The organism is Asanoa ishikariensis (assembly GCF_900107455.1).
Classification (GTDB): domain Bacteria; phylum Actinomycetota; class Actinomycetes; order Mycobacteriales; family Micromonosporaceae; genus Asanoa; species Asanoa ishikariensis.
In genome coordinates, this window is sequence record NZ_FNQB01000002.1 from 1,557,847 (window position 1) to 1,581,885 (window position 24,039).

General features: G+C 69.5%; 25 protein-coding genes and 1 tRNA gene. 11 read left to right on the forward strand and 15 right to left on the reverse strand.

The features are described 5' to 3' along the window. Positions 1-31: 31 nt before the first annotated feature. The gene (cobN, locus tag BLV39_RS21690) at positions 32-3,583 is read right to left on the reverse strand and encodes a cobaltochelatase subunit CobN (RefSeq protein WP_090795659.1); all 3,552 of its coding nucleotides are present in this window, start codon (positions 3,581-3,583) and stop codon (positions 32-34) included. After that, positions 3,580-4,335 carry a cobalt-precorrin-6A reductase gene (locus tag BLV39_RS21695; RefSeq protein WP_090795663.1) on the reverse strand — a complete coding sequence of 252 codons (756 nt, stop codon included), beginning with the start codon at positions 4,333-4,335 and terminating at the stop codon, positions 3,580-3,582. Before BLV39_RS21695 ends, cobN begins: the two co-directional genes overlap by 4 nt. A 180-nt stretch (positions 4,336-4,515) precedes the next feature. Between BLV39_RS21695 and BLV39_RS21700 the strand changes: the two genes are divergently transcribed. Together BLV39_RS21700 and BLV39_RS21705 are read left to right on the forward strand one after the other, a co-directional pair. Beyond that, entirely contained in the window at positions 4,516-5,073 is a 558-nt protein-coding gene (locus tag BLV39_RS21700; RefSeq protein ID WP_090795667.1) for a hypothetical protein, read from the forward strand. Positions 5,074-5,147: 74 nt separating this feature from the next. Then, positions 5,148-5,786, forward strand: a complete 639-nt coding sequence (locus tag BLV39_RS21705) for a lytic polysaccharide monooxygenase auxiliary activity family 9 protein (RefSeq protein WP_204082832.1) — start codon at positions 5,148-5,150, stop codon at positions 5,784-5,786. Positions 5,787-5,798: 12 nt separating this feature from the next. Here the strand turns inward: BLV39_RS21705 and cobF are convergent, their stop codons facing one another. Beyond that, positions 5,799-6,545 (reverse strand): precorrin-6A synthase (deacetylating), encoded by a 747-nt coding sequence (gene cobF / locus BLV39_RS21710; RefSeq protein ID WP_090795670.1) that lies wholly within the window; start codon positions 6,543-6,545, stop codon positions 5,799-5,801. A gap of 41 nt (positions 6,546-6,586) precedes the next feature. Here cobF and BLV39_RS21715 point away from each other — a divergent pair, with 41 nt between their 5' ends. Further along, a complete protein-coding gene (locus BLV39_RS21715) occupies positions 6,587-7,372 on the forward strand; it encodes a (2Fe-2S)-binding protein (RefSeq protein WP_090795675.1) in 786 nt (261 codons plus the stop codon). On the opposite strand, the gene BLV39_RS21720 is transcribed toward BLV39_RS21715, so the two are convergent. Next, entirely contained in the window at positions 7,373-8,050 is a 678-nt protein-coding gene (locus BLV39_RS21720; protein WP_090795679.1) for a PIG-L deacetylase family protein, read from the reverse strand. Between the two features lie 195 nt (positions 8,051-8,245). Here BLV39_RS21720 and BLV39_RS21725 point away from each other — a divergent pair, with 195 nt between their 5' ends. From BLV39_RS21725 to BLV39_RS21735, 3 genes are read left to right on the forward strand one after another with little or no spacing between them, the layout of a single operon-like run. Further along, positions 8,246-9,025, forward strand: a complete 780-nt coding sequence (locus BLV39_RS21725; RefSeq protein ID WP_090795684.1) for a hypothetical protein — start codon at positions 8,246-8,248, stop codon at positions 9,023-9,025. After that, positions 9,022-10,344, forward strand: a complete 1,323-nt coding sequence (locus BLV39_RS21730) for a family 4 glycosyl hydrolase (protein ID WP_090795689.1) — start codon at positions 9,022-9,024, stop codon at positions 10,342-10,344. The genes BLV39_RS21725 and BLV39_RS21730 overlap by 4 nt, the downstream gene beginning before the upstream one ends. Next, positions 10,337-10,891, forward strand: coding sequence for a nucleoside/nucleotide kinase family protein (locus tag BLV39_RS21735; protein WP_143049835.1), 555 nt, complete (start codon positions 10,337-10,339; stop codon positions 10,889-10,891). The genes BLV39_RS21730 and BLV39_RS21735 overlap by 8 nt, the downstream gene beginning before the upstream one ends. Here BLV39_RS21735 and BLV39_RS21740 read toward each other — a convergent pair. The 3 genes from BLV39_RS21740 to BLV39_RS21750 form a co-directional block, all read right to left on the reverse strand. Continuing rightward, positions 10,881-11,318 carry a GNAT family N-acetyltransferase gene (locus tag BLV39_RS21740; protein WP_143049836.1) on the reverse strand — a complete coding sequence of 146 codons (438 nt, stop codon included), beginning with the start codon at positions 11,316-11,318 and terminating at the stop codon, positions 10,881-10,883. The two genes, BLV39_RS21735 and BLV39_RS21740, sit on opposite strands and share 11 nt — an antisense overlap. After that, positions 11,290-12,123: a carbohydrate deacetylase gene (locus BLV39_RS21745; protein ID WP_090795702.1), complete on the reverse strand. Its 834-nt coding sequence runs from the start codon at positions 12,121-12,123 to the stop codon at positions 11,290-11,292. Before BLV39_RS21745 ends, BLV39_RS21740 begins: the two co-directional genes overlap by 29 nt. 453 nt (positions 12,124-12,576) lie before the next feature. Beyond that, positions 12,577-13,008, reverse strand: coding sequence for an SsgA family sporulation/cell division regulator (locus BLV39_RS21750; RefSeq protein ID WP_089247988.1), 432 nt, complete (start codon positions 13,006-13,008; stop codon positions 12,577-12,579). Positions 13,009-13,287: 279 nt separating this feature from the next. Here BLV39_RS21750 and BLV39_RS21755 point away from each other — a divergent pair, with 279 nt between their 5' ends. Beyond that, entirely contained in the window at positions 13,288-13,836 is a 549-nt protein-coding gene (locus BLV39_RS21755; protein ID WP_373315379.1) for a TIGR02611 family protein, read from the forward strand. A gap of 59 nt (positions 13,837-13,895) precedes the next feature. Beyond that, a tRNA-Val gene (locus BLV39_RS21760) sits at positions 13,896-13,970 on the forward strand. Positions 13,971-14,070: 100 nt separating this feature from the next. Here the strand turns inward: BLV39_RS21760 and BLV39_RS21765 are convergent. From BLV39_RS21765 to BLV39_RS21780, 4 genes are all read right to left on the reverse strand, one after another. Then, positions 14,071-14,391: a hypothetical protein gene (locus BLV39_RS21765; protein ID WP_090795710.1), complete on the reverse strand. Its 321-nt coding sequence runs from the start codon at positions 14,389-14,391 to the stop codon at positions 14,071-14,073. Positions 14,392-14,401: 10 nt separating this feature from the next. Further along, positions 14,402-14,959, reverse strand: a complete 558-nt coding sequence (locus BLV39_RS21770) for a DinB family protein (protein ID WP_090795713.1) — start codon at positions 14,957-14,959, stop codon at positions 14,402-14,404. A gap of 108 nt (positions 14,960-15,067) precedes the next feature. Beyond that, complete coding sequence (locus BLV39_RS21775; RefSeq protein ID WP_090795717.1) at positions 15,068-15,877, reverse strand: hypothetical protein; 810 nt, start codon at positions 15,875-15,877, stop codon at positions 15,068-15,070. Positions 15,878-15,908: 31 nt separating this feature from the next. After that, positions 15,909-16,457 carry a DUF4352 domain-containing protein gene (locus tag BLV39_RS21780; RefSeq protein ID WP_090795721.1) on the reverse strand — a complete coding sequence of 183 codons (549 nt, stop codon included), beginning with the start codon at positions 16,455-16,457 and terminating at the stop codon, positions 15,909-15,911. A 95-nt stretch (positions 16,458-16,552) separates the two neighbouring features. Here BLV39_RS21780 and BLV39_RS21785 point away from each other — a divergent pair, with 95 nt between their 5' ends. Beyond that, the gene (locus tag BLV39_RS21785) at positions 16,553-18,358 is read left to right on the forward strand and encodes an N-6 DNA methylase (RefSeq protein ID WP_090795724.1); all 1,806 of its coding nucleotides are present in this window, start codon (positions 16,553-16,555) and stop codon (positions 18,356-18,358) included. 15 nt (positions 18,359-18,373) lie between these two features. Here BLV39_RS21785 and BLV39_RS21790 read toward each other — a convergent pair whose 3' ends face one another. Continuing rightward, positions 18,374-18,916 carry a DinB family protein gene (locus BLV39_RS21790; RefSeq protein WP_090795728.1) on the reverse strand — a complete coding sequence of 181 codons (543 nt, stop codon included), beginning with the start codon at positions 18,914-18,916 and terminating at the stop codon, positions 18,374-18,376. A gap of 56 nt (positions 18,917-18,972) precedes the next feature. Here BLV39_RS21790 and BLV39_RS21795 point away from each other — a divergent pair, with 56 nt between their 5' ends. Both BLV39_RS21795 and BLV39_RS21800 read left to right on the forward strand, forming a co-directional pair. Next, on the forward strand, positions 18,973-19,548 hold the full coding sequence (locus BLV39_RS21795) for a dienelactone hydrolase family protein (protein WP_090795731.1): 576 nt from the start codon (positions 18,973-18,975) through the stop codon (positions 19,546-19,548). A gap of 213 nt (positions 19,549-19,761) precedes the next feature. Continuing rightward, positions 19,762-20,097, forward strand: coding sequence for a hypothetical protein (locus tag BLV39_RS21800; RefSeq protein WP_090795734.1), 336 nt, complete (start codon positions 19,762-19,764; stop codon positions 20,095-20,097). Between the two features lie 13 nt (positions 20,098-20,110). On the opposite strand, the gene BLV39_RS21805 is transcribed toward BLV39_RS21800, so the two are convergent. From BLV39_RS21805 to BLV39_RS21815, 3 genes are read right to left on the reverse strand one after another with little or no spacing between them, the layout of a single operon-like run. Beyond that, on the reverse strand, positions 20,111-21,550 hold the full coding sequence (locus BLV39_RS21805) for an alpha/beta hydrolase domain-containing protein (protein ID WP_143049837.1): 1,440 nt from the start codon (positions 21,548-21,550) through the stop codon (positions 20,111-20,113). Between the two features lie 44 nt (positions 21,551-21,594). Next, positions 21,595-22,953, reverse strand: a complete 1,359-nt coding sequence (locus BLV39_RS21810) for an aldehyde dehydrogenase family protein (protein ID WP_090795740.1) — start codon at positions 22,951-22,953, stop codon at positions 21,595-21,597. Then, positions 22,950-24,035: an alcohol dehydrogenase catalytic domain-containing protein gene (locus BLV39_RS21815; RefSeq protein WP_143049838.1), complete on the reverse strand. Its 1,086-nt coding sequence runs from the start codon at positions 24,033-24,035 to the stop codon at positions 22,950-22,952. Before BLV39_RS21815 ends, BLV39_RS21810 begins: the two co-directional genes overlap by 4 nt. Positions 24,036-24,039 lie beyond the last annotated feature (4 nt).

Sequence of the window (24,039 nt, forward strand, 5' to 3'; positions counted from 1 at the left end):
ACTGGGCGGGCCCGCGTCAAAGGGAGGGGAATCACGCCCCTTCCAGGTCACCCTCCGTCCGGAGGTACTCGGCACGCAACGCGTCGATGGTCTCCGGTGAAGGTGCGGCCCACATGCCGCGCTCCGCCGCCTCCAGCAGCCGCTCGGTGATGCCGCGCAGCGCCCACGGGTTCGACTTGTCGAGGAACTCGCGCACCGACGGGTCGAGGACGTACGCGGCGGCCAGCTTCTCGTACATCCAGTCGTCGACCACGCCGGCCGTCGCGTCGTACCCGAAGAGGTAGTCGACCGTCGCGGCGAGCTCGAACGCGCCCTTGTAGCCGTGCCGGCGCATCGCCTCGATCCAGCGCGGGTTGACCACCCGGGCGCGGAACACCCGCTTGGTCTCCTCGGCCAGCGACCGGGTGCGCACCTCGTCGGGGCGGTGCGAGTCGCCGATGTACGCGGCCGGGTCGGTGCCACGCAGGGACCGGACCATCGCCACCATGCCGCCGTGGTACTGGAAGTAGTCGTCGGAGTCGGCGATGTCGTGCTCGCGGGTGTCGACGTTCTTGGCCGCCACGGCCATCCGCCGGTAGACGGTCTCCAGGTCGCCGCGCGCCGCCCGGCCGTCCAGCCCGCGCCCGTAGGCGTAGCCGCCCCAGACCGCGTACACCTCGGCGAGGTCGCGGTCGTCGCGCCAGTTCCGGGCGTCGATCAACGGCAGCAGACCGGCACCGTACGCGCCGGGCTTGGAACCGAAGATCCGGGTGGTGGCCCGCCGCCAGTCACCGTGCTCGGCCTGGTCGGCGAGGGCGTGCGCGCGGATGAAGTTGTCGGGCTCGTCGAGCTTGGCCACGGTGGCGATCGCGTCGTCGAGCAGGGCGATGACGTGCGGGAAGGCGTCCCGGAAGAAGCCGGAGATGCGCACCGTCACGTCGATCCGCGGCCGGCCCAGCTCGTCCCGGGGGATGACCTCGAAGCCGTTGACCCGGCGGGACGCGTCGTCCCAGACCGGGCGCACGCCGATCAGCGCGAGCACCTCGGCGATGTCGTCGCCCTGGGTACGCATCGCGCTGGTGCCCCAGACGGTCAGCCCGACCAGCGCCGGCCAGGTGCCGGTGTCCTCCCGGTGCCGGGCCAGCAGCGAGTCGGCCAGTGCGCGGCCGACGTCCCACGCGTTGCGGGACGGGATCGCCTTGGGGTCGACGGAGTAGAAGTTGCGGCCGGTCGGGAGCACGTTGACCAGGCCACGGGTGGGCGAGCCGGACGGCCCGGCGGCGACGTAACCGCCGTCGAGGGCGTGCGCCACGGCGGTGATCTCGCTCGTCGTGGCGGCCAGCCGGGGCACCACCTCGGTGGCGGCGAACCGCAGCACGTCGACCACCTGCTGCGGGGCGCTGCCGAGCGTCGCGGTGGTCGTGACCTCCACCTCGTCCACCGCCCAGTCCACCGCCTCCATGGCGAGGACGACCCGGCGGGCGACGTCTTCCAGCTCGTCGCTCTCCAGCGCGGTGTCGTCCAGGCCGAGGTGGGCACCGAGCGCCTCGCGCAGGCCGGGCAGCGCGCCGCGGCGGCCGCCCCAGACCTGGCGGGCGCGCAGGATCGCCAACACCATGTTGGTCCGGGCCTCGCCCTGCGGCGCGGCGCCCAGGATGTGCAGGCCGTCGCGGATCAGCGAGTCCTTGATCTCACACAGGTATCCGTCGACGTGCAGGACGAAGTCGTCGAAGTCGTCCTCACCGGGCTGCTCCTGCACGTGCAGGTCGTGGTGGAGCTCGGCGGCGTGGATCAGCGTCCAGATCTGGGCCCGCAGCGTCGGCACCTTCGACGGGTCGAGCGCGGCGACGGTGGCGTACTCGTCGAGGAGCTGTTCGAGCTTGGCCATGTCGCCGTACGTGTCGGCCCGGGCCATCGGCGGCACCAGGTGGTCGACGATCGTGGCGTGGCCGCGCCGCTTGGCCTGGGTGCCCTCGCCGGGGTCGTTGACCACGAACGGGTAGACCAGCGGCAGGTCGCCGAGGACGGCGTCCGGCGCGCAGCCGTCGGACAGGCCGAGGCCCTTGCCGGGCAGCCATTCCAGCGTGCCGTGCTTGCCGAGGTGGATGACGGCGTCCACGTTGGAGTCCAGCCAGCGGTACGCGGCCAGGTAGTGGTGCGAGGGCGGCAGGTCGGGGTCGTGGTAGATGGCGATCGGGTTCTCGCCGAAACCACGCGGCGGCTGGATCATCAGCGTGACGTTGCCGTAGCGCAGCGCGGCCAGCACGATCTCGTCGTTGTCGACGTAGAGCTCACCGGGCGGCGTGCCCCAGTGCTGGGTCATCGAGTCCTTCAGGCTCTGCGGCACCTGCGCGAACCACTCGCGGTAGGTGCTCCCCGGCACCCGGATCGGGGCCGCCGCGAGCTGGTCCTCGGTGAGCCACTCGACGTCGTGCCCGCCGGCCGCGATCAACGTGTGGATCAGGGTGTCGCCGTCGGTCGGCACGTCGCCCACGTCGTAGCCGGCGTCCTTCAGAGCGGCCAGCAGGGCGACCGCCGACGCCGGGGTGTCGAGGCCGACCGCGTTGCCGACCCGGGAGTGCTTGGTCGGGTACGACGAGAGGACGATCGCCAGTCGCTTGTCCTGGTTGGGAATCGTCCGGAGGCGGGCGTGCCGGAGCGCGATGCCGGCCACCCGGGCGGCCCGCTCGGGGTCGGCGAGGTAGACCGGGACCCCGTCCGGGCCGGGCTCCTTGAACGAGAACGGCACCGTGATCAGACGGCCGTCGAACTCCGGGATGGCCACCTGCATCGCGGCGTCCATCGGGGTCAGCGCGGCCTCGCTGCGGTCCCAGGCCTCCCGGGTCGTGGTCAGGCACAGGCCCTGGAGCACCGGCACGTCGAGCGCGGCCAGCGCCTCCACCGACCAGGCCTCGTCGTCGCCGCCCGCGGAGGCGTCCGCCGCGTTCGTGCCACCGGCGGCGAGCATTGTGACGACCAGCGCGTCGCAGCCCTTGAGCAGGTCGAAGAGGCCGGTCTCGGCGGAGCGCAGGGAGGCCGCGTAGACCGGCATGGGCGTGCCGCCGGCCTTCGCCACCTCCTCCGCGAGCGTGTCGACGAACGCGGTGTTGCCGGCCAACGCGTGTGCCCGGTAGAAGACGATGCCGATCGTCGGACCTTTTTCGGGTGCGATGGCGCCGTGCCGTCCGTACGCCGGGAACTCGACGGGCGCCTCGAAGCCCTCGCCGGCCATCAGCAGCGTGTCCGCCAGGAAGCGGTGGAGCTGGAGCAGGTTGGCCGCACCGCCCGCGACCAGGTAGCGCTGCGCGTCGGCGACCACTCCGGCCGGCACCGTGGACAGCGCCGTGAGCTCGGCGTCCGGCACCGCCTCGCCACCGACGGCGACCACCGGGAGGTTGGCCGCGAGCACCGCGTCGAGCCCCTCCGGCCAGGTGCGCCGCCCGCCGAGCAGCCGCACCACCACGCCGGCGGCCCCGTCGAGCAGGGCAGGCAGGTCGTCGGTGGTCAGCCGGGAAGGGTTGGCCACCCGCCAGCCCGCGTCGGCTCCGTGAGCGGCGAGGAGGTCGGTGTCGGCGGTCGAGAGGAGTACGAACGTCGTGGTCACGGTCCGGAGACTAGTTCGCGGACCCACGCCGCGGCCTCGGTGGGTGTGGGGACCGTCGGCATCGCGACGGTCCGTGGACGGTCGACCAGGATGACCGGGATGCCGCGTTCCCGGGCCGCGTCGAGCTTGGCGCGGGTGGCGCCGCCGCCGCTGTCCTTGGCCACCACGACGTCGATCTCATGCGCTTCGAGCAGGTCACGCTCGTGGTCGAGAGTGAACGGTCCCCGGTCCAGCACGAGGTGGACATTCCCGGGCAGGTCGTCGTCTTCGGGCGGCTCGACGCAGCGCACGAGGAGCAGCGGCAGCCCGGCGCAGGCGGGATGTGTGGTGAATGTCGCTATCCGCTGCCGGCCCGTGGTGATGAGCGCGCGGTGTCCGGTGACCGGAAGCAGGTCGGCGGCGCGGTCGAGGCTCGCTACCCGCAGCCACCGGTCGCCGGGCGCCTCGGTCCACCCTGGACGGGCGAGCCGCAGCCGGGGTACGCCGTGCACGGCGGCCGCGTGGGCGCTGACGGTCTCGGCGAACGGGTGGGTGGCGTCGACCAGGATCGCGGGCCGGCGCGCCGCGAGCCAGTCGCGCAGGCCGGCCGCGCCGCCGAAGCCGCCGCTGCGCGTCTCACCGGGCGGCTTTCGGGGATCGGTGGTCCGGCCGGCGTACGAGGTGACGACCGTGAGGTTGTCGCCGACCAGGAGTCCGGCCAGCTCCCGTGCCTCGGTGGTGCCCCCGAGGATGAGCACGGTTGCCTGCGGCATGTGCAGGAGTCTGCCACTCCGTTATTGGCGTTGACGGGCATCGATGTTGCCCGAGCCGGGGCGGGCGTGGTGAAATGGCTCATATCGCCGCAGCACGGGGGCAACCGTGCTGGCAACGGCCAGCCTCGCCGGGCCACCTCCACGACCACAGGGCGCGCGTGCGCCCGCACTGTCGACGAGGTGACAGCAATCGTGAAGCTCCACCAGAACCGCTACGTATGGGTAGCGGTGACCCTGCTGGCGTTCTCCGCCGCCGCGGTCGCACTGACCAACTCGGCCGGCTCGGAGGCGAAGCCGGCCGATCTGCGCGCGCAGATTCTGGCCCGGATGCGCACGACGCTCGAACAGGCGGACCCGGGACAGCACCACCATGCGGGACACCAGGCGGCCGCCGTGGAGTCGGAGGTGATCTGCGGGGTCCACGTCTACGGCTACGAGCCGGCCGACGTCACCGCGCTCGCCGAGGTGCGCACGGTCTACGGCTTCCACCTGTGCGGTGTCGCCGAGGACAAGCGCCCCTGGGACGTCGCCGTCAAGCTGGCCGGCCCGCTCATCATGGATATGTCCACCGAGCCGGTTGGCATCCAGGTGGTCGAGGCGACCGCTGAGACGATCTACATCGACCGGTTGCGCGAGATGTTCCCGCCGAAGTACGCGGAACTGGCGCAGACGGAGGCGCTGGCCGAACCGGAGATGGCCGACCTGCGCCGTCGGTACGACGCGGCAGCCGGGTTGTGACATTGATGCGGACAAATGTATGGTGGCTGGAAGCGCTCCCATCCCGACCGTTGTCGAAGAACGGAGGATGAACCGTGCGTTCTAAAAAATCCCTTCGAGCTGTGGTGCTGCTGTTCGCCGTGGTCGTCGGTCTGCTGCCGTGGGTCGGCCCGGCCCAGGCCCACGGCACGATCATCAACCCGCAGAGTCGCCAGTATCAGTGCTGGAAGACCTGGGGCAACCAGCACATGAACCCGGCCATGCAGACGCAGGACCCCATGTGTTGGGCGGCCTTCCAGGCCAACCCCGACACCATGTGGAACTGGATGAGCGCGTTGCGGGACGGCCTCGCCGGCCAGTTCCAAGCCCGCACGCCGGACGGGCAGTTGTGCAGCAACGGCCTGTCCCGGAACAACACGCTGAACCAGGTCGGAGCGTGGAAGCGGAGCAACGTGGGCCAGAGCTTCACGGCCCAGTTGTACGACCAGGCCAGCCACGGTGCTGACTACTTCCGCGTCTACGTGACCAAGCAGGGGTTCAACCCGTCCACCCAGAGCGTCGGGTGGGGCAACCTCGATCTGGTCGCGACGACAGGACGCTACGCACCGGCGCAGAACATCTCGTTCAGCGTCACGGCACCCGGGCGCTCCGGACCACACGTGCTCTTCGTGATCTGGAAGGCGTCGCACATGGACCAGACCTACATGTGGTGCAGCGACATCAACGTCGTCTGAGGTTCCACGCGGTCATGCGTCGCGGCGGCGCAGGAGATAGGTATCCATGATCCAGCCCTTTCGGGCGCGCGCCGCCGCGCGTACCGCGTCGATCTCGTCCTTGGTCTCGCTCAGCGGTCCGGAGATCAGGATCTCGTCGGGCGTGCCGAGGTAGGCGCCCCAGTAGATGTCGACGTCGTCGCTCACGTGCTGGTAGGCGGTGCGGGCGTCGAGCATCACGACCAGGTCGTCGACGTCGTCGGGCAGGCCCTGCTCCGCCAGCCGGCGGCCGGTGGTGATCTGGACGGCCCGGCCCACCCGGTTGAGACCGATCCGGTGCCGGGCGGCGAGGGTGCTGACGCTGCTGATGCCGGGGATGACGGTATAGCCGAAGTCGACACCGTCGATGTCGTCGAGGACACCGATGGTGCTGTCGAACAGGGCCGGGTCGCCCCAGACCAGGAAGCCGCCCCGTTGCGTCTCGGTCAACTCGTCGCGGATCAGGTTCTCGAACGCGGCGGCCCGCTTGCGGCGCCAGTCGTCGACGGCGCCGGGATATTGGCTGGTGGTGCGGTCGCGCGGCGGGTCGCTGACCGTGACGATGCGGGCACCAGGCGCGTACTGCTTCAGTAGCTGCCGGCGCAGGTCCGTCAGGTCACGCTTCTCGTCGCCCTTGTCGACGAGGAAGGCGGCGTCGAGCCGGCCGAGCGCCTTGACCGCCTCGATCGTGAGCTGGTCAGGGTCGCCGGCCCCGATTCCGATGACGAGCACCTCGCGCATGGGTCGTCAGTGTGCCCCATCGACGGTCTACGCTCACACGCGTGCCGCCACACCGAACCGCCGCCGCGGGTCCGGCGCTCGCGGCCGCAGCCGCTGTCGGCCCTTATTTCGCCTGGGAAGCCTGGTCCGCCGGCGCGGGTTGGCACCCGTACACCGACCTGTTGAAGCCGTCCGTTCTCGCCGAGCGGGTCGCCGTCGCGCGATCGACGCTGGTCAGTGCGTTCGGGTTGGCCGAGGAAGACGTGCCGGTCCGGGTCGTCGCGTCGGTCTACTTCATGGGCGTGGCGGCCCGGCTGCTGTCACCCCCGCTCGGCGCGGCGATCGCGGGCGGTGCGCTGCCGTTGGCGACGCGGGCCAACCTGTGGTGGCGCCCGGTGCCGTCGGGGCCGATGCCGATCGCGTACGGGGTGCTGCGGGCCGTGCCCGCGTCGTCCCCGGAGGAACTGGCCGCAGCGCTGGTCGCGGGCCCGCTGGCGGAGACGGTGACGCCACTGCTGAACCTGTTCGAGGCCGAGTTCCGGCTGTCGCCGAAGGTGCTGTGGGGCAACGTGGCGTCGGCGCTGGCCGGTGCCACCGGCGTGCTGGCCGACACGATGCCCCGCCACGCCGCGCGAGCAGGTGCCGTGCTCGACCACGCCCTGACCCTGCCGCCACTGGCCGGCACGGGCTCGGTCGTGCAGCCCGAACCCTCATTGCCCCGCCGCTTCCTGGTGCGCGACAACTGCTGCCTCTACTACCAGATCCCCGGCGGAGGCACCTGCGGCGACTGCGTGCTGACGCCGGAGCCGGAGCGGGTGCGGCACTGGCGGGCGATTCTCGACCAGTAGCTATTTCGCCGTGAACGAGGATGTCGGCGAGCTGATGACGGTGAAGGCCTCGGCCAGGCGGCCCGGTGCGATCGTCACGCCCCGGTACTGGGCCAGGCCGTACGCCATCGCCCAGTAGTCGATCTCGCCAAGCTGGGACTTGTGGCATTCCAATGCCTGGCGCAGGAGCGTGGCCACGTCGGTGATGTCCTCCAGGTAGGACACGTGCCGCAGCGGGGTCCACACCTCGTAGGCCAACACGGTCGGCACCGCCCACGGGTCGCCGGTGGTGCCCTGGAACCACGGGCCGGCCGCTTGCGCCAGCGCTTTGACCACGAGCCGGTGCGTCTCCTGGTGGTCGGGATGTCCGTCATCCTCGTGCGGCAGATAGACATATTCGGGCCGGTGTTGGCGGACCAGATTGATCATTCGTTCGGCGAGCTCCGGTGTGTCCTTGAGATAACCGTCGTCGTGTCTCAGGAAGGTCAGGTTCTTCACGCCGAGAAGCTCGGCCGCGCGCGTCGCCTCTTCCTCGCGTATCTGCGCGAGTGAGGTCTTGTCGATAACCCGACTGCCCGCGTTGCCGCTGGTCATGTAAACCACGTGCACGGCACGCCCGTTGGCGAGGTGCTTGGCGATGCTGCCACCACAGCCGATCAGGTCGTCGTCCGGGTGCGGGGCAAATATCAGGACGCTCATGGTCGCTCCTCGGCCGGCTAGGGTGTCTTTCACTCTAAAGATCGAGATCCATGCCCTCTAGAGCGTTTCTGGAAGCCACGGGAACCCCGAAAGACCACGCTTAGTCGGGCAAATCATACCTAAAGGTATAACGCACCGCAGTCAGTCGCACACGCAGCGCTTCCTCAGTGTGTTGTCAGCCTCTACGATCGCCGCATGTCCAAGAAGAACCGTGCGATTGAGATCTCCTTCGTGGTTATCGCGATCGTGGCGGTGTGGAACCTTCAGTTGAACAATCTGGCGCTCGACATTGCCGCCGGGCTGGGGTTCAAAGAGGACTCATTCGGGCAGGAGGTGGTCGTCGGGATCTTCGTGCCGATGGTGGTGGGTGCGATCGCGGTTGTCGCCCAATACTTCTACCGCCACGTCGGCTGGCGGCTCACCGCCAAATCGAACAACTGCCAGGGCTCCTGGGTCTATGTCCTCATCGCGCAGGCGGGCACCGAGGAGTTTCCGATCGCCGGTTGGTTCAAGCTCACACAGGACGCGGTGGAGATGAAGATCGACGACGCGCGCGCCTATTACATCGAGCCGGATGATCTGCTTTTCCGGGGCGACTGGACGAGCGACACGATCTGGCTGCGTGGCAAGGAACTCGGCATCGTGTTCGCGATGCGCGCCGAAGGCATCGGCAAGGAGCCCATTCCGTCGCAGTACTCGGGCTTCATCCAACTCCGGCCGCGGATCGCGGACCGCCGGGCGACTCCGATCTGGACCGGCCACTTCCACGACCTGGGCGACCGGACGGGCGTGCACGGGCCGATCGCGGCCAAGCGACTGCGGAAAGCACCGCGGGGTGACCTCGAAGGCGTCCTGGACGAGCACGTGGACGAGCTACGCACGGTCGCGCTGCGGATCATGGGTCGGGCCGGGACCCGCCAGGCGCCGGCGGCGGTCCCGCCGGGGCCGCGGCCGCCGGAGGTAGCCGAGTCATGAACCTGCTCCTGGTCGGTGTCGGCGTCACCACGCCTCTCGTGCTGGGGTCGCTGGTCGCGCGCTGGGAGTCTTTGGAGCTCGAGCGGATCTGCCTGTACGACGTGAGCCCGGAACGCACGCGGTCGCTGGCGGCCCTGGTCGGCTTCGTCAGGGAGTCGCACCCGCACGCGCGCATCACGATGACGTCCGACATCCGGGTGGCGGAGGCGTCGGCTCCCGACTGCTGCGTCATCTCGATTCGCCCGGGTCTGGAGCGGGGACGGGTGGCCGACGAGCAGCGGGCCAAGGAGCTCGGATATCTGGCGAACGAGACGGTGGGCGCGGCGGGCCTGGCGTTCGCGTGCCGAGCGCTCCCCGCCGCGGCGATGCTGGTCGAGCGAATCGAGCGGTCGAACCCGGCGTGCGTGTTCGTCAACTTCACCAATCCGGCCGGAATAGTGACCGCTGGGCTCTCCCGGCAACCGGGTCGCACGGTGTTCGGCGTGTGCAGTTCGGCGGAGAAGAGCGCACGCGCGTTGGGGACGCCGGGGCGGGTCCTGACGTACGGGCTCAACCATCTCTCGTGGATCTATGCGATAGAGCGCGACGGTGCCGACCAGTTGCCTTTGGTGCTCGATGACCCCGCATTGCTCGAAGCCGCGCAGCCCTGGTTTCCGCCGAGCGTGCCGCGCGACTATCACGCCCTCGCCAACGAGTATCTCTACTATTACGACCTCCACGAGCACGCGATGGCGGCACAGCGGTCGGCCGCGTCGACGCGGGCCGAGGTGGTCGAACGGCTCAATGCCTCCTGCCGGGCGGAGTTGGCGGCCGCCGGCGACGATTCGAAGTTGGCCTTCTCGGCGTACACGGCATATCTCGCGCAGCGAAAGCGGTCCTATATGGCGGGGGCGCTCGGGTCGGGCAATGTTGACTCCCTTTACGTGCTCAATGACGACGACGGCTATTCGGGGCCGGCGATCAAGGTGATCGAAGGCGCTGTTCTGGGCCGGGACCGGGTCGTCACGGCGATCACGGCCAACGACGTCTCACCGAACCTGCCCGCCGGAGTCGGCATCGAATGCACGGTGGAGATCCGCGATCGGCGGGTGCGCAAGATCGTTCCGACGTCGCTGTCGCCGCGGGCGATGGCCCTGATCCAACAGGTGGCGGCATACGAAGCGACGCTCCTGGAGGCGTTGACCACCCGACACGTCGACGGGCTCGTCGCCGCCCTGGGTCTGCATCCGCTGACGCCTTCCCAAGACACCAACGCCACGTTCGTCGCGCGGACCGTGGCCGCCTGGCCCGAGGTCTTCGCCTCCTGGAGTCGTGATTGACATGCTCGTGCTGCTGTGTGGGTCGAGCGGCGTCGGTCGCTCGGAATGTCTCAAGCGCCTGGTCGCCGACCACGGTTGGGCGATGGTCCCCTGGCTCACCACCCGCGCCCCTCGCGACGGGGAGCGCGACCGGATCCCGGTGAGTCGGGAGGCGTTCGAGGACGCGGACCGGGCCGGCAGCATCTTCTACCGGTTCGAGTTCCACGGCCACCACTACGCGATCCTGCGGCGGGCCGTGCGGGCCGCCGTCGAGTCACCACTGCCGCACGGCACGGACGTGCTGCCGTCCTCGTTGGCCGCGTTCGACGAGGTGTCGCGCGTGGCGATCGGCATCAGCGCCGACGCGTTCGACCTCGGTGCGCGGCTCCGCGCCGCCGGCCGCGGCCAGCGTCAGCTCACCGCCGAGCTCGAGTCCCGGCTGCTGTTCGAACCCTCGGTCGCGGATCGGATCGACCGGGTCCTGGTGAGCCACGAGGGCAAGCTGGCGGAGCTGGCCGGTGAGCTGGCCGCGCTGCCGTTCGCCTCGCTGGTGCGGCCTAGAGCTTGATCCGGAAGTGCCCGCCGTACGGGTCGAAGCCGACCCGCTCGTAGAAGGCGTGGCCGTCGCGGCGCTTGTTGTTGGAGGCCACGTACAGGCGCGCGCACCGGCGGTTCCGTGCCTCCTCGGCCACGGCTTCGACCAGGCGGCTCGCTATGCCGTCCCGGCGTTCCTCCGGGCTCACGTAGAGCTCGTCGATCTCGCAGATCAGGTGCGGTTCCCGGGCGACCCGGCGGTACGAGGCCGTGACGAAACCGACGAGCTCGTCGTCGTTCGTGGCCACGAAGACGATGTGGTTCTCCGAAGCGAGGACGGCGTCGACGGAGTGTCCGTGCGTGGCGAGACCTGCCGTATCCAGGTCGAGGAAGGCCGACATCAACCCTGCGAGTCGGGCTCCGTCGTCGGCGTCAGCCCGCCGCACTCGTCTCGCGGCCACGGTTGCGCTCCTCGAGTTGGTCGAATGTCGCCAGCACCATCTGTCCCGAGGCGGCGAACACCGACACCCTCGGGTCGAGCAGCGTCGCCAGCTCGGGACCCCGCGGTGCCGCGTAGGTGCTGACCCTCAGAAGCTCGTCGTCGACGACTGCCGGATGCACCATCAGCTCGGCTGACCGGCCGTCCGGAACGGCGCGCACCAGGTCGACGAACTTCTCCGCGGACGAGCCCTTCATCAGCTCGCCGACGAACAGGTCCGGCATGCGTACCGCCGCCTGCTCGAACATCATCGGCACGGCCGGGTGCGACTCGGGCGGCGCCGGCGGCCGTCGGACCGGGAGGCCGTAGCGCGTCGCGAGGTTCAGCAGCGCGCGGGCGGTGGTCGGGTGCAGGTAGGAGCTGTGATGGTGGCTGTCGAGGTGGTCGACCTCGACGCCGCAGCCGATCAGGCGGTCGATCTGCCTCGACCATTCGAGCTCGACCTCGTCGATCGCGTAGTCGTCGCAGGCGTCGAAGAAGCCCTGCCGGCTGTGGAACATGCCGTCGCTGTCCACTAAAGACGGAACCTCGTGCGGTGCGGAGATCGGCCGGCCGGCGGTGAGCACGAGATGCGCTCCGAACGGCATCGCGGAGGTCTTTTGCTGGGCCTCCCGAATGTCTTCCTCGACGCCGGGCATGTTCATCATCGCCGTGGTGGAGGACAGGACACCTTCGGTGAACGCGCGGCGAATTCCCTCGGAGACTCCGCGGGTGTAGCCGTAGTCATCGGCGTTGACGATGATCCGTTTCGCCGCGGGATCGCTCATGGATGCAGGGTGGCAGGTCCATCGGGTGCCGGCAAGCACAACTGAACAAAGTCGACCCGATCATGTGCGCATTCATCCGTGCGCTTTTCACGTCGTAATATCACGGCAATCTTTTCGGCCAGTCGAATGCCGGCCACCTCGGCGAGGGCCGACGCAGCAGCGTGGTCAAGGGAACGAGATGCGGGCCGGCGTACGCCGTCAGTTCGCGTCCGGGCAGTCGGCAAAGTCCGCGAACCCGTCCGGGAGGGCGACCTCGACGCCGTGCGATCAGCTCCGGCGGACGGCGCGGGTCCTCGTCCCTGTCCCTCGTGGGAGGCGCGGCCAGGAACAGGCATTGATGGATCATGCCAAGAGCCGGGTCCGCGCGTACACCTTGCTGCTCGAAGGCCGTTAATGGCCAAAAAGAAGGCGCCGCGCGGAGTCGGCAGATCCGCGCGGCGCTTTCTCGGGTTGCTACCTACCGGCGAGCAGCCGGTTGACCGCCGCGTCGACGTCGAGGTGGTCGGTTTCGCGACCGCGCGGGACGACGACGTAGGTACGCCGCAGGAACCGCACCAGCACGCTGCGCGGTACCTCGAACAGGGCGTTCCCGTCCGGTGACGACAACGCCAGCGCTACGAAGTCGCCCCGCGGCGTGGCCCACGGCCAAACTCGGACGTCGCCGATGCCGGCGGGCTCGTCGAGGCCCGTGACGAGCAGCTCACGGGCGAACGACCAGCTCACCGCCTCGCCGCCGGCCGAATCCGCGTGGAACAGGACGTGGACCGCGTACGGGTCGGCTGGGTCGTAGCGCAGGCTGGCGCGCACCGGCAAGGCGGTGGCGTCTGGTGCGACGAGCCGCAGTGAGGTTTCAACCTCAACGGTCGTCGGTCGGATGACACTCATGTACGTTCTCCCCCCGGCACCGCTGCGGGACGCGCTTGCCCCGCGTTTCCCATACTCAGGTGATAGTTCTACTTACGCTCCGTCAATCGCTGATCTCACCCAGTAGTGGGAAGACGGCGCGTTCTTGCGCAACAGGCCAAGCAAAATGCGTATAATGCCCGACTTGCTGTGGTGCTGCGCACCGTCCGGCGTCGGGTAGCTCAGACGTCGACTTAGTTCGGTAACGTCGAGCAGTCCCGTTGAGTGACGGGCCGAGGCGGAGCCGGAGTGGATTGGGCGATGAAACCATCCTCAATGGAGCAAATGGGCAGCGGAGCGAAGCTCGCGGCGACGACTGGGGAGGACGAGGAGCGGGGGCACGGGGTGACGCTCGATCGGGGTAGCCCGCCCGAGAATTCGGAACACGAGGCCCAAACGGGGGTTGCCACACCCGAAACCCGCCACCGAGGCCGGGTCGGCGAGACCTTGGATCTAATCCGGGCAAATCCGACCGGACGGATGATCCTCCGTATAACCATCGCGATTGCCGGCCTGGCAGTGGTCGCTCTGGGTATTCTGCTCATACCGCTGCCCGGCCCGGGCTGGTTCATCGTGATCGGTGGTCTGGCTATTTGGGCCATCGAGTTCACGTGGGCCAAAAAGCTCCTCGACTTCACCCGCCGCAACGTCCGAGCCTGGACATCCTGGATCGCCCGCCAACCGTTGCCGTTACGTTCAGTAATCGGCGCTGTAGGACTGGTCTTCGTGGCCGCTGTTGTCTGGGCGTCGGTCAAGGTCAGCCTCGACATCGACCTGATCAAGGAAACCCGAGACTTCTTCGGCTGGTGATGCTCGGCGGGGCTGGTGTGCACGAGGGTCCCGGTATCAGGTATTGTCGTCCGCGCTGAGGGCGATTAGCTCAGCGGGAGAGCGCTTCGTTCACACCGAAGAGGTCACTGGTTCGATCCCAGTATCGCCCACCATCGTTATCGCAGGTCAGAGGCCAGTTCCACACCAGTGGAGCCGGCCTCTTCCTCTTTCCCCAGCCGTCACATCGCCGCCGGCGGCGATGTGACGTGCGGGCTAGCTGAGGTCCACGCGGTAGCTGACCGACCGGCGAGTTCCGCCGGTGTACTCGGTGAGGGTGAACCGGCGATGGCCGTGGGTTGGGTGCACAGCGACTGCCACGGTGCTTTCGTCTTCGAATCTCAGCGTGAAGACGGGATCGAGGTCGCAGAGGAACGCGAAGCCGTCGCGGACTTCGTCAGTGTCGCTGGCCAGGTGGCCTTGGGCGCTCCAACTGGCGTCGTCGGCGGTGACCACAACGGCGACTTCGACGCTGCCGAGCAGGGTGGAGGAGTTGGCCCACCAATCCAGCCAGCAGCGAGCCTCAAAACTATTCATGGCGGAAGGCTCACTCGCCGGTGCGGCCGTCGATGCACTCGCGCAGGAGATCGGCGTGTCCGCAGTGGCGGGCGTACTCCTCGATCAGGTGCACGATGACCGCGCGCAACTCCCAGGGCTCGCCTGGGACGAAGGTGTGGCCGAGGTCGTCGTAGCCGGAATAGACCTCGCGCGCGTGTGCCACCTCGCGTCGCCATGACTCCCACGCGTCTGTGACGCATTCGGCTGTCCCGATCGCTCCGTCGAAGTCGAGGTCGGGCTCGTCGTCCGTGACGTAAAGCTCGGGCAGCGTCGTCTGCCTTTCGAGCGTGCGCCGGAACCAATGGTGCTCGACCTTGGCCAGATGCCGGATCAGTCCGAGAAGGCTCATGGTGCTCGGAGGGACCGACCGGCTGGCCAACTGTTCCGGAGTGAGGCCATCGCACTTCATCTCGAAGGTCATCCGGTAGTGGTCGAGGTACTGACGCAGCGTCGTCACCTCGCCCACGGGTGGCTCGGCGATGTTGCGCGGGTCGATCTCGGGGTCGACCCAGATCGCACGGCTGGCGGGTACGGATTGCGCGGACATGCGGACAGCCCAACAGACTCCGGCAAACCCTGGCAAGCACGCTGCGCGGGTCTGGACGAGCAAGAGCCCCGCCCGAGAGGAAGGCGAGGCTCTTGGGCTGGGTCGCGGTCAGGTCGCCTGGATCGTCCAACCGCCGTCCGCCTGGATCTCGAGGACCAACGTTTCCGAGTCCAGAAGTACCTCCCCGGAGTACTTTCCGATCTCGTTGATCAGTAGGTCTGAGCGCTCGCCGTACGCCGTCACGATGAAGTTGCCCCTGCCGTTGTGGGTGATCTTCGCGCTGGCGAGGGCGTCCAGCGTTCCCGGCGGGATCAGGTAGACGGCGCTTCCCTTGCCGCTCACCTTGCCCTTGAACTGGGGGGCCTTGGACAGGTCTCGCAGCACGATCTTCCACGTGCCGCCGGCCTCGACCTTGAGAGCCGCGATGCCCTCGCCTTCGCGGAGGCCGATCGGGCGGGTGCCGGAGTACCTGCCGATCTCGTTCACGAGCAGGTCGACCTGGTCGCCGGCGGAGTCGATGGACGTGACGATGAAGTTGCTGCCGCCGGTGTGACTGATGACCGCGACGTACGCCCGCTCGGGGTCGAGCTTCGGCTTCAGCAGCTTGTCGCCGCGGCCGGTCATCGTGATGTCCTTCGGTGTGGGCGGCGGTGCGGGTGCGCTGGCCTCGGGTGCGGCGGTGGCCTCGGGTTCCGCGGCTGCGCTGGACGGCGCTGCTGCTGCCGCGCGGCCGGCTGGGGTGTCCGGCGTCTTCGCTGTGTCCGGGTCCGCGGAGACGGCGATGCCCACCACGCCGGCGATGCACAGCGCCATGAAGGCGGCGACGCTGCCGAGGATCCAGACCAACGGGCCGCGCTTCTTCGGTGCGGGAGGCAGGTACGGGGGCTGCGGCTGGTACGGGGGCTGCGGGGTGCTCATCGGGTCGGCTCCTTCGCGCGTCGAATGGGGTTCAGCCCAGTTGGACCGTGACGCCGCCGGAGAAGGGGGAGTCGTGGAGCTCGAGCTTCGCGAGCTTTGCCTTCTTGGGGATGTCGAAGACGACCACGCCCGTGACCTTGTTGCCCGGGTTGATCTCGGTGAACAGGGTGTCCGCGTTCTTGTTCGCGTAGATGGCGGCCCCCGAATCCGCGGAGTATTCGACGTCGTCCGCGCCGAAGGCCTTCTGGCTCGAGTCACTGAAGGTCTGCGGCTTGTCGCCGATGTTCTTCACCGTGACCGTCACCAGGCAGAACTGTCCCTGGGCCTTCTCGTTCAGGTACTTGTCGCCGACCTCGGCCACTCCGCACTTCGGTGCCTTGACGGTGAACTCGAACTTCCCGTCGCGGGCCGCCTGGCCCACCTTCGCGGTCTTGGCCGTCTCCTCCGAACCGCCTGAGTCGCCGGAGCCGGCGGCGGCGTCGCTGTCGGCTGAACCGCCGGACGCGTTGCTCGATCCGGCTCCGCAGCCCAGGGCCAGCAGCCCGCCGATGACGAGGGCGAAAAAGGTCGTCTTGCGCATGGTTGTTCCTCCCGGTTGAAGTCGGGGTCAATGAGAGCATCATCTGTGAACCGTGTCAACGCAAGAGGGACTTGACGGCTCTGTACACTGCTTGCGTGCCCGAAAACGCGAAGGTCACCGCTACCGAGATCGCCCGTCTGGCCGGGGTCGGGCGTGCTGCCGTGAGCAACTGGCGGAAACGGCACACCGACTTTCCGGATCCGGTGGGCGGCACGGCCAGCAGTCCGGAGTTCGACCTGCCCCAGGTCGAGGAGTGGCTGCGCGACCAGGGCAAGCTGCCCGAGGTGTCCGTCGAGGACAGAGCCTGGGCACGACTGGCCGCCACCGGCAGCGACATCGCCGCCAACCTCGGCGCGGTGGGCGAGCTACTGCTCGCGCATCAGCGCGGCGAGAAGCACGGCACGCAGTTGCTCGTACTTCCCGAGATCGCCGACCTGCTCCACGGCCGCAAGGCCGAGATCGTCTTCGAAGAGCTCTGGCGCCGGTTCGCGCAGACCCAGGCCTGGCGGGTGGGGCTCACCCCCGAGGCACTGTCGGACCTGATGGTCGGGCTGGCCGACCCCAAGGGCGGCACGCTGTTCGATCCCGCCTGCGGCGCGGGCAGCATCCTGCGTTCGGCCGTCCGGTCCGGCAGCACGGTCATCTACGGGCAGGAGATCGACGCGGGCCTCGCCCACCTGGCGGAGATGTGGGTGGCGTTGGGCGGCGTGCGGGGTGAGGTGCGCGCCGGCGACTCGCTCCGCGCCGACTCCTTCCCCGAGCTACGCGTCGACGCGGTGGTGTCCAACATCCCGTTCGGCGACACCAACTGGGGTCACGACGAGCTGGGCTACGACCCGCGATGGGAGTACGGCGCACCGCCCCGCACCGAGCCCGAGCTCGCCTGGGTCCAGCACGCGCTCGCCCATCTGCGGCCCGGCGGCTCCGCCGTGGTCCTCATGCCGCCGTCCGCGGCGAGCCGTCGGGCGGGTCGGCGGATCCGATCCGAGTTACTGCGCCGGGGTGCGCTGCGCGCGGTGATCTCGCTGCCCGCCAAGGCCGCGGCGCCGCACAGCATCCCGTTGCACCTGTGGGTGTTGCGGCGACCGGAGGGACAGGCGCCGGCGGCGGCTTCCGCGTTGCTCGTCGACGCCGCCGACGGCGAGCCGGCATTGGGCTACGAACGGATCGTCGCCACCTACCGCGCCTTCGACCGGGACGAGGCGGTCGACGAGCCGGGGTTCGCGCGGGCGGTTCCCGTTATCGAGCTGCTGGACCAGGACGTCGACCTGACTCCGGCCCGCCGCCAGCCCGCCGCGTCGGCCGCCGCCGACGCGGCCGACTTCGCCGGCGCGCGCGCGTCGATGCTGGCCCTGGTCGCCCGGGTGGCGGAGGTGATGCCGGACCTAGCGGTCACCGATGATCCCGCCACGCCACCGACGGTCTCGGTGAGCGACCTGGCCAGGTCCGGCGCACTGCGGATCCTCGGCCCGGTGCGACCGGCCGGGGGCGAGGGCACGGCGATCGCGCTGGAGCCGGGTGACGTGCTCGTGCCCACCGTGGCGCGCCAGCTCACCGCCCGGGTCGTCGGCGAAGAGGGCGGCTCGCTCGGCGTGAACCTGTTGCTCCTGCGTCCGGACCCGGACGCGCTGGACCCGTGGTTCCTGGCGGGCCAGATCGGCAGCGTCGCCAACGAGCGGCAGGCGGCCAGCGCCTCGGGCGCGTACCGGTTCGACGTGCGTCGCGCACAGATTCCCCGCCGTCCGTTGGACCAGCAACGCCGGGTCGGCGAGGCGTTCCGCCAGCTAGCGGTCTTCGAGGAAGTCGTACGCCAGACGGCGACAGCGGGCGTCGACCTGGTGCGCACCGTGCGTGAAGGACTGGCCGGCGGAGCTCTGCACCCCGGCGACACAGCGCAGTAGCTCAGAAACCGTCCGTCAAGCGTCGTCGGAGGGGTCTTCGCCGGTCAGGCCGTCGACCGACTCGCGGATGAGGTCTGCCTGGCCGACGTGGCGGGCGTACTCCTCGATCATGTCGATCAGGTGTCGGCGCAGGCTGGCCGTGCGCCCGTCGGGCCAGGTGGCGGCGCCCGGGCGGTCCAGGCCGCCGTCGGCCAGGGCTTCGGCGACCAGGACGCGCGATCGGGCTACCGCGGCCTCCCACAGGGCCATCAGCTCCTCGGGCGAGTCGGAGGCTGCCGAGTGCCACTCCCAGTCCTCGTCGTCGGCCCAGCCGCTCGCGAAGGGCTCGCCGACCGGCACTCCGAAGAGCTTCATCGAGAACGTGTGCTCCTCGACCGCGGCCAGGTGTTTCAGTAGGCCACCCAGCGTCACGGTGGATGGGCCGAGGGTCGCGCGCAGGCCGGCGGCGTCCAGGCCACCGCATTTCCAGGCGATGTAGCGCCGTTGCCGTTCCAGCGCGCCGAGCAGGGTGTCGAGCTCGTTGCCGGCCGCCGGGGGTTCGGTGAGGGGTGCAGACATGTGGCCGAGGTTAGCGGCGGACAGCGCTTCGGCGTGAACCCATCTAAGGTGGCGAAATGGCTGAGGTTGTGCTGTTCCATCACGCGCAGGGTCTGACCGCGGGTGTCACCGCCTTCGCGGAGGCGTTGCGCGCCGCCGGTCACACCGTGCACACGCCGGACCTTTACGAGGGCAACACCTTCGACACCCTGGACGAGGGCCTGTCGTACGCGCAGAAGGTCGGTTTCGACACCGTGATCGAGCGCGGTGTCGCCGCGGCCGGCGACCTGCCCGCCGACGTCGTCCACGCCGGGTTCTCGCTCGGTGGCATGCCCGCGCAGCAACTGGCGCAGACCCGGCCGAGCCGCGGCGCGCTGCTCTTCCACACCAGCATTTGGCCCACTGAGTTCGGCGCGGGCTGGCCGGCCGACGTGCCGGTGCGGATCCACGCCATGGAGAACGACCCGTTCTTCGCGGAGGAAGGCGGCGACATCGACGCGGCCCGCGCGATCGTGGCCGCGGCCGCCGACGGTGAGCTGTTCCTCTACCCGGGCGACCAGCACCTGTTCAGCGATGTGAGCCTGCCGTCCTACGACGCGGAGGCGACCGCCCTGCTGCTGCGGCGGACGCTGGAGTTCCTCGCGAGCCGCTGAGCCGCCTCCATCATGGACTTGAGAACGGAACCCCCGCCGCCGGTGGGCCGTCACACCACCATGCGTCGTCTCCTGCTCGCCGGCCTTGGTGTGGTGCTGGTGTCCGCGTGCGGACCCATGCCGACTCGCGCTGAACCAGAGTCGAAGGTCGCGGCCTACTTCTCTCCGCCCGAGCGCTATCCGGGTCCGACATGGACACGAGACGGCCGTGACGTGGACAGCGAAGAGCTGAACAGCATCGCCGGCCCCGACCACTGCGGCTGGGAGAGCGCGGTGATGCTGCATCTCGGGTGGCCGCTGGGCACGGTCTCCCGCACGTCCGCCCAGATACGCCAGTACATCCGGGACCCGGACCAGGTCATCAGGTACGGCGTATCCGGAAAGGTGGAGATCGGTGTCGACCTGCCACCCGACGCCCAGGACACCGGATACCGCAACGGCGCACTGGAACTGTGGCTCGCGGAGTCGGACCCGCACGCGGCATTCCTGCGCGCGGGCGACGAGGTCGAACGCTGGCCCCGCGCCGACCCCGTCGTCGCCTGCGATTGAACCGGGTTGCCCCCTACTTGCCGATGCGGGAGCGGGCCGCCTCGCGTTTGATGGTTTTCGCGTCCGCAGGCAGCAGGTAGCCGTCGCGGACGTTCTGGTCTGTTACGTGGTTGACCTTTGACACGTACGAGCCGTGCGTCGGGTACAGGGCGTCCAGTACCGCCGGGCTGAACGGTTCGTAGTTGCCGAAGATGGAGCAGAAGAAGCCTGGGCTGTTCGGGCTCGCGTTGACCGCCGTCGGCACGGCCACGGCCGCCAGGCGGATGCCGCCTGTGGCGATGCCGAAGCTGTCGCGGGCCAGCGTCGCCCCGCGCGGGCCGGTTGTCGAGAGGACGTCCAGGGGCCGGCCATGCGGCGGCTTGGTGCCACGACGAATCCAGCGGTCCATGTGGTCGAGGGCCGCGTGGTAGACGTACTTGTACGGCGTACGCGGCAAGGTTGGCTTGTCGCAGGCCGTCCAGTCCTGGAACGTGCCCAGGTCGCGGAACTGCACCGGGTTGATGCCCGGCGCGTGCGGCGAGCGGTAGTCCTCGCCGATCATGTCGAAGTCGGCGTGTGCGGTGCCGGCCACCTCCCACGTCCGCAGCACGCGCGAGTCGGGCTGGCGGTTCTGGGCGTGGCCGATGACGGCGACATCGGTCTCCGTGGTCAGCTTGAACACCGGCGTCTTGAGGTCGGTGCGGACCACCAGGTTCGGCTCGGGTGCGCCGTTGAGGATGAAGCCGTCGGCGAGGCCGTGCAGCGGGTGGATGGCGTTGAAATACTGCGTCAGCTTCGACGCCGACTGTGACTCGCCGCCGGCGATGACCTTCGTAGGACGCAGACTCCCTAGTGGACGAACGCCGCGTGGCGAGCGGATGGCTTGCAGCGCCTGGGAGTAGATGTCCCAACCCAGGGTGTCCGCGGCCACGTCGAGCGAGCCATACCGATGAGGGCTCCACGTCTTCAGTGCGTTGATGCCGAGCTGCTGCGCGGAGACGCCGACCCAGGCGTAGCCGGCCCGCATGATGTGCTCGTGGAAGCGGAACCAGTCGGCCTCGACGTCGAAGCCCATGGTCACGTTGTACCACTCGACGAAGACGGTGCCGTTGAAGTTCCGCGCGGAAGCGGGGCGGCGCACGACCATTCGGCTGGTGTACGCGTGCCCGCCGTCGACCACCGAAGCGGTGGTCCGCTGGCCGTTGACGACCGTGTACGTGTTGGCCGTGCCCGAGAAGAAGAACTCCTCCTCGACGTAGTCGTGGCCCCGCAGGTCGAACTGCGACGCGAAGAAGGGATGGCCGCCGGCGCGCACGGGTCCGTTGACGACCGGGTTGGGCACGCGCGGTCCGTGCGCCGCGGCCGGTGTGGCCACGACGGCGTCGGCGGCGGCGACCGCGACACCGGCGGCGGCCAGCCCCCGGAACACGGTCCGGCGGTTTAGTTGCGGTTGGACAAGTTCTTCTCGCGACATAAAGCCCTCCCTGGCTCGATGCGAGTGCGGTGAAGAAGAAAGACTCAGAGTTGGATCGACTTGGTCTCGAAGAACTCGTCCAGGCCGTAGCGGCCCAGCTCCCGACCGTTGCCGGACTGGCCGTAGCCGCCGAACGGCGCCAGCGGGTTGAACCGCGCGCCGTTGATGTCGACCTGCCCGGTCCGCAGCCGCCTGGCGACGGCGAGGGCCCAGTCCGGGTCGCCGGACCACACGGCTCCGGCCAGGCCGTAAGGGGTGCCGTTGGCGATCGCGACCGCGTCGTCGGTGTCGGAGTAGGGGATGACGGCCAGCACCGGCCCGAAGATCTCCTCCTGAGCGATCGCGGAGTTCCGGTCGACGTCCGCGTACACGGTGGGCTTGCAGAAGTAGCCGCGGTCGCGCAGGCGCCCGGGTCCGCCAGTCACAGCGGCGAAAGGAGCCGAGGAAAGATAGCCCTGCACCCGCTCGAACTGCGCCAACGATGCCAACGGCCCGAGTCGCGGTGCCATCGCCGACGCGAACTCGCCGGCCAAGGAGACTGCCGAATCGTGCAGTTGGGCAGGCACCACGAGGCGGGTCCAGGCGGTGCAGGTCTGCCCGGAGTTGAGGAACGCGTTGCTGACCGTCGTCTTCACCGCGCGGGTCAGGTCGGCGTCCGGCAGCACCACGCTGGCGGACTTGCCACCGAGCTCCAGGGCGACCCGCTTGACCGTGTCGGCCGCCGCGCGGGCGACCAGCTTCCCGGCGGCGGTCGAGCCGGTGAAGGAGATCATGTCGACGTCCGGATGGGCGGCCAGCGCGGCTCCGACCACCGGGCCGGTGCCGACCACCACGTTGAGCACACCCGAGGGCAGGCCGGCCCCGGCGAACACGTCGGCCAGCAGCAGGGCCGCGGACGGCGCGAGCTCGCTGGGCTTGAGCACCACCGTGCAGCCGGCCAGCAACGCCGGGCCCACCTTGGCCATCACCTGGTGCAGCGGATAGTTCCAGGGCGTGATGGCGCCGACCACGCCGATCGGCTCGTGGACGACCAGCGAGTGTCCGATGTGCTCGTCGAGCTTGGCGGCCAGGCCTAGCAGTCCGTCGAGCACGGCCAGCGGGGTGCCGACCTGCACCGCGTCGGCGATCTTCGGTGGGCAGCCCATGTCGCGCGTGATCAGGGCGGCGAACTCGGCCCGGCGGGACTCGATCGCGGACCAGACCCGCCCCAGGATCGCCACCCGGTCCGCCGTCCGCCAGCCCGGCAGGGCGGCGCGCGCGGCCGCCACCGCGACGTCGACCTCGGTCGGCCCCGCCAGTGACAGCGTGGCGAACGGCTCCTCGGTGGCCGGGTCGACCAGCGTCAGCGCGTCGTGCGCGACGGGAACCCAAGCGCCGTCGATGAAGGCGCTGTCGTACTTCATGTGTTCATCTCCAGCACGGTGCGGACGCCGGCACCCTGGCGCAGGTCGTCGAGAGCGAGGTTGATGTCGGCGAGGGGACGCCGCGCGGTGACCAGGCCGGCCAGGTCGAGCCGTCCGGCCCGCCACAGGTCGAGGATCCGGGGGAAGTCGCGGTGCGGGTTGGCCGAACCGAGGTAGCAGCCGATCAACTTCTTCTCGTAGAAGGCGTGCACGAGCGCGCGGACGTTGACGGTGTCCGACGTGGACGGTATGCCGACCATGACGGTCGTGCCGCCGTTGCGGGTCGCCTTCAGCAACGTCTCGACCACGGAGCCACGGCCAACGGCGTCGAACGCGAAGTCCGCACCCCGACCGGAGGTCAACGACCTGGCCAGCTTGTCGACCGGGTCCACGAGCGGGTCGGCCACGTGCGTGGCGCCCAGCCGGGTCGCCTCGGCCCGCCGCGCGGCGTTCATGTCCGCGGCCAGGATCGTCGTCGCGCCGGCGATGACCGCAGCCTGGACGATCGACAGCCCGACCGCGCCCAGCCCGCTGACCACCACCGAGGCGCCGATCGGCACGCGGGCGGTGTTCAGCACGGCGCCGACGCCGGTCTGCACCGCGCAACCGATCACCGCCGCGATCTCGGTGGGCATGTCGTCGGGGATCCGCACCGCGGCCTCGACCGGCACCACGGTCCGCTCGGCGAAGGCGGCCAGCACGAGGCCGCGCCGCACGGGAGAGCCCTTCCAGGACAACCGGGTGGAGCCGTCCGGGTACGCGCCACCGACCATGCCGGCGAACTGTTGGCACAGCGTGCGCTCGCCGTTGGCGCACCAGTAGCAGCGGCCGCACGACGGTGCCATGGTCAGCACGACCTGGTCGCCGGGTTGAAGACCAGTGACGTCCGGACCGACCGCCGCGACCACGCCGGCCGCCTCGTGCCCGAGGATCACCGGCAGCCCGGTGCGCAGCGAGCCGTCGAGGTAATGCAGGTCGGAATGGCAGACGCCGCAGTGCGCGATGTCCACCAGCACCTCGCCGGCCCGCGGCTCCTCCAGCTCGACCTCGTCGAGAACCAGCGGAGCGTCGACGGAAGTCATGATC

Bases quoted from the DNA above. Each gene is read 5' to 3' on its own strand.
- BLV39_RS21695 (WP_090795663.1), bottom strand. From the start codon at position 4,335: ATGCCGCAGGCAACCGTGCTCATCCTCGGGGGCACCACCGAGGCACGG.
- cobF (WP_090795670.1), bottom strand. From the start codon at position 6,545: ATGCGCGAGGTGCTCGTCATCGGAATCGGGGCCGGCGACCCTGACCAG.
- BLV39_RS21720 (WP_090795679.1), bottom strand. From the start codon at position 8,050: ATGAGCGTCCTGATATTTGCCCCGCACCCGGACGACGACCTGATCGGC.
- BLV39_RS21725 (WP_090795684.1), top strand. From the start codon at position 8,246: ATGTCCAAGAAGAACCGTGCGATTGAGATCTCCTTCGTGGTTATCGCG.
- BLV39_RS21730 (WP_090795689.1), top strand. From the start codon at position 9,022: ATGAACCTGCTCCTGGTCGGTGTCGGCGTCACCACGCCTCTCGTGCTG.
- BLV39_RS21745 (WP_090795702.1), bottom strand. From the start codon at position 12,123: ATGAGCGATCCCGCGGCGAAACGGATCATCGTCAACGCCGATGACTAC.
- BLV39_RS21750 (WP_089247988.1), bottom strand. From the start codon at position 13,008: ATGAGTGTCATCCGACCGACGACCGTTGAGGTTGAAACCTCACTGCGG.
- BLV39_RS21755 (WP_373315379.1), top strand. From the start codon at position 13,288: ATGAAACCATCCTCAATGGAGCAAATGGGCAGCGGAGCGAAGCTCGCG.
- BLV39_RS21765 (WP_090795710.1), bottom strand. From the start codon at position 14,391: ATGAATAGTTTTGAGGCTCGCTGCTGGCTGGATTGGTGGGCCAACTCC.
- BLV39_RS21770 (WP_090795713.1), bottom strand. From the start codon at position 14,959: ATGTCCGCGCAATCCGTACCCGCCAGCCGTGCGATCTGGGTCGACCCC.
- BLV39_RS21775 (WP_090795717.1), bottom strand. From the start codon at position 15,877: ATGAGCACCCCGCAGCCCCCGTACCAGCCGCAGCCCCCGTACCTGCCT.
- BLV39_RS21780 (WP_090795721.1), bottom strand. From the start codon at position 16,457: ATGCGCAAGACGACCTTTTTCGCCCTCGTCATCGGCGGGCTGCTGGCC.
- BLV39_RS21790 (WP_090795728.1), bottom strand. From the start codon at position 18,916: ATGTCTGCACCCCTCACCGAACCCCCGGCGGCCGGCAACGAGCTCGAC.
- BLV39_RS21795 (WP_090795731.1), top strand. From the start codon at position 18,973: ATGGCTGAGGTTGTGCTGTTCCATCACGCGCAGGGTCTGACCGCGGGT.
- BLV39_RS21805 (WP_143049837.1), bottom strand. From the start codon at position 21,550: ATGTCGCGAGAAGAACTTGTCCAACCGCAACTAAACCGCCGGACCGTG.
- BLV39_RS21810 (WP_090795740.1), bottom strand. From the start codon at position 22,953: ATGAAGTACGACAGCGCCTTCATCGACGGCGCTTGGGTTCCCGTCGCG.
- BLV39_RS21815 (WP_143049838.1), bottom strand. From the start codon at position 24,035: ATGACTTCCGTCGACGCTCCGCTGGTTCTCGACGAGGTCGAGCTGGAG.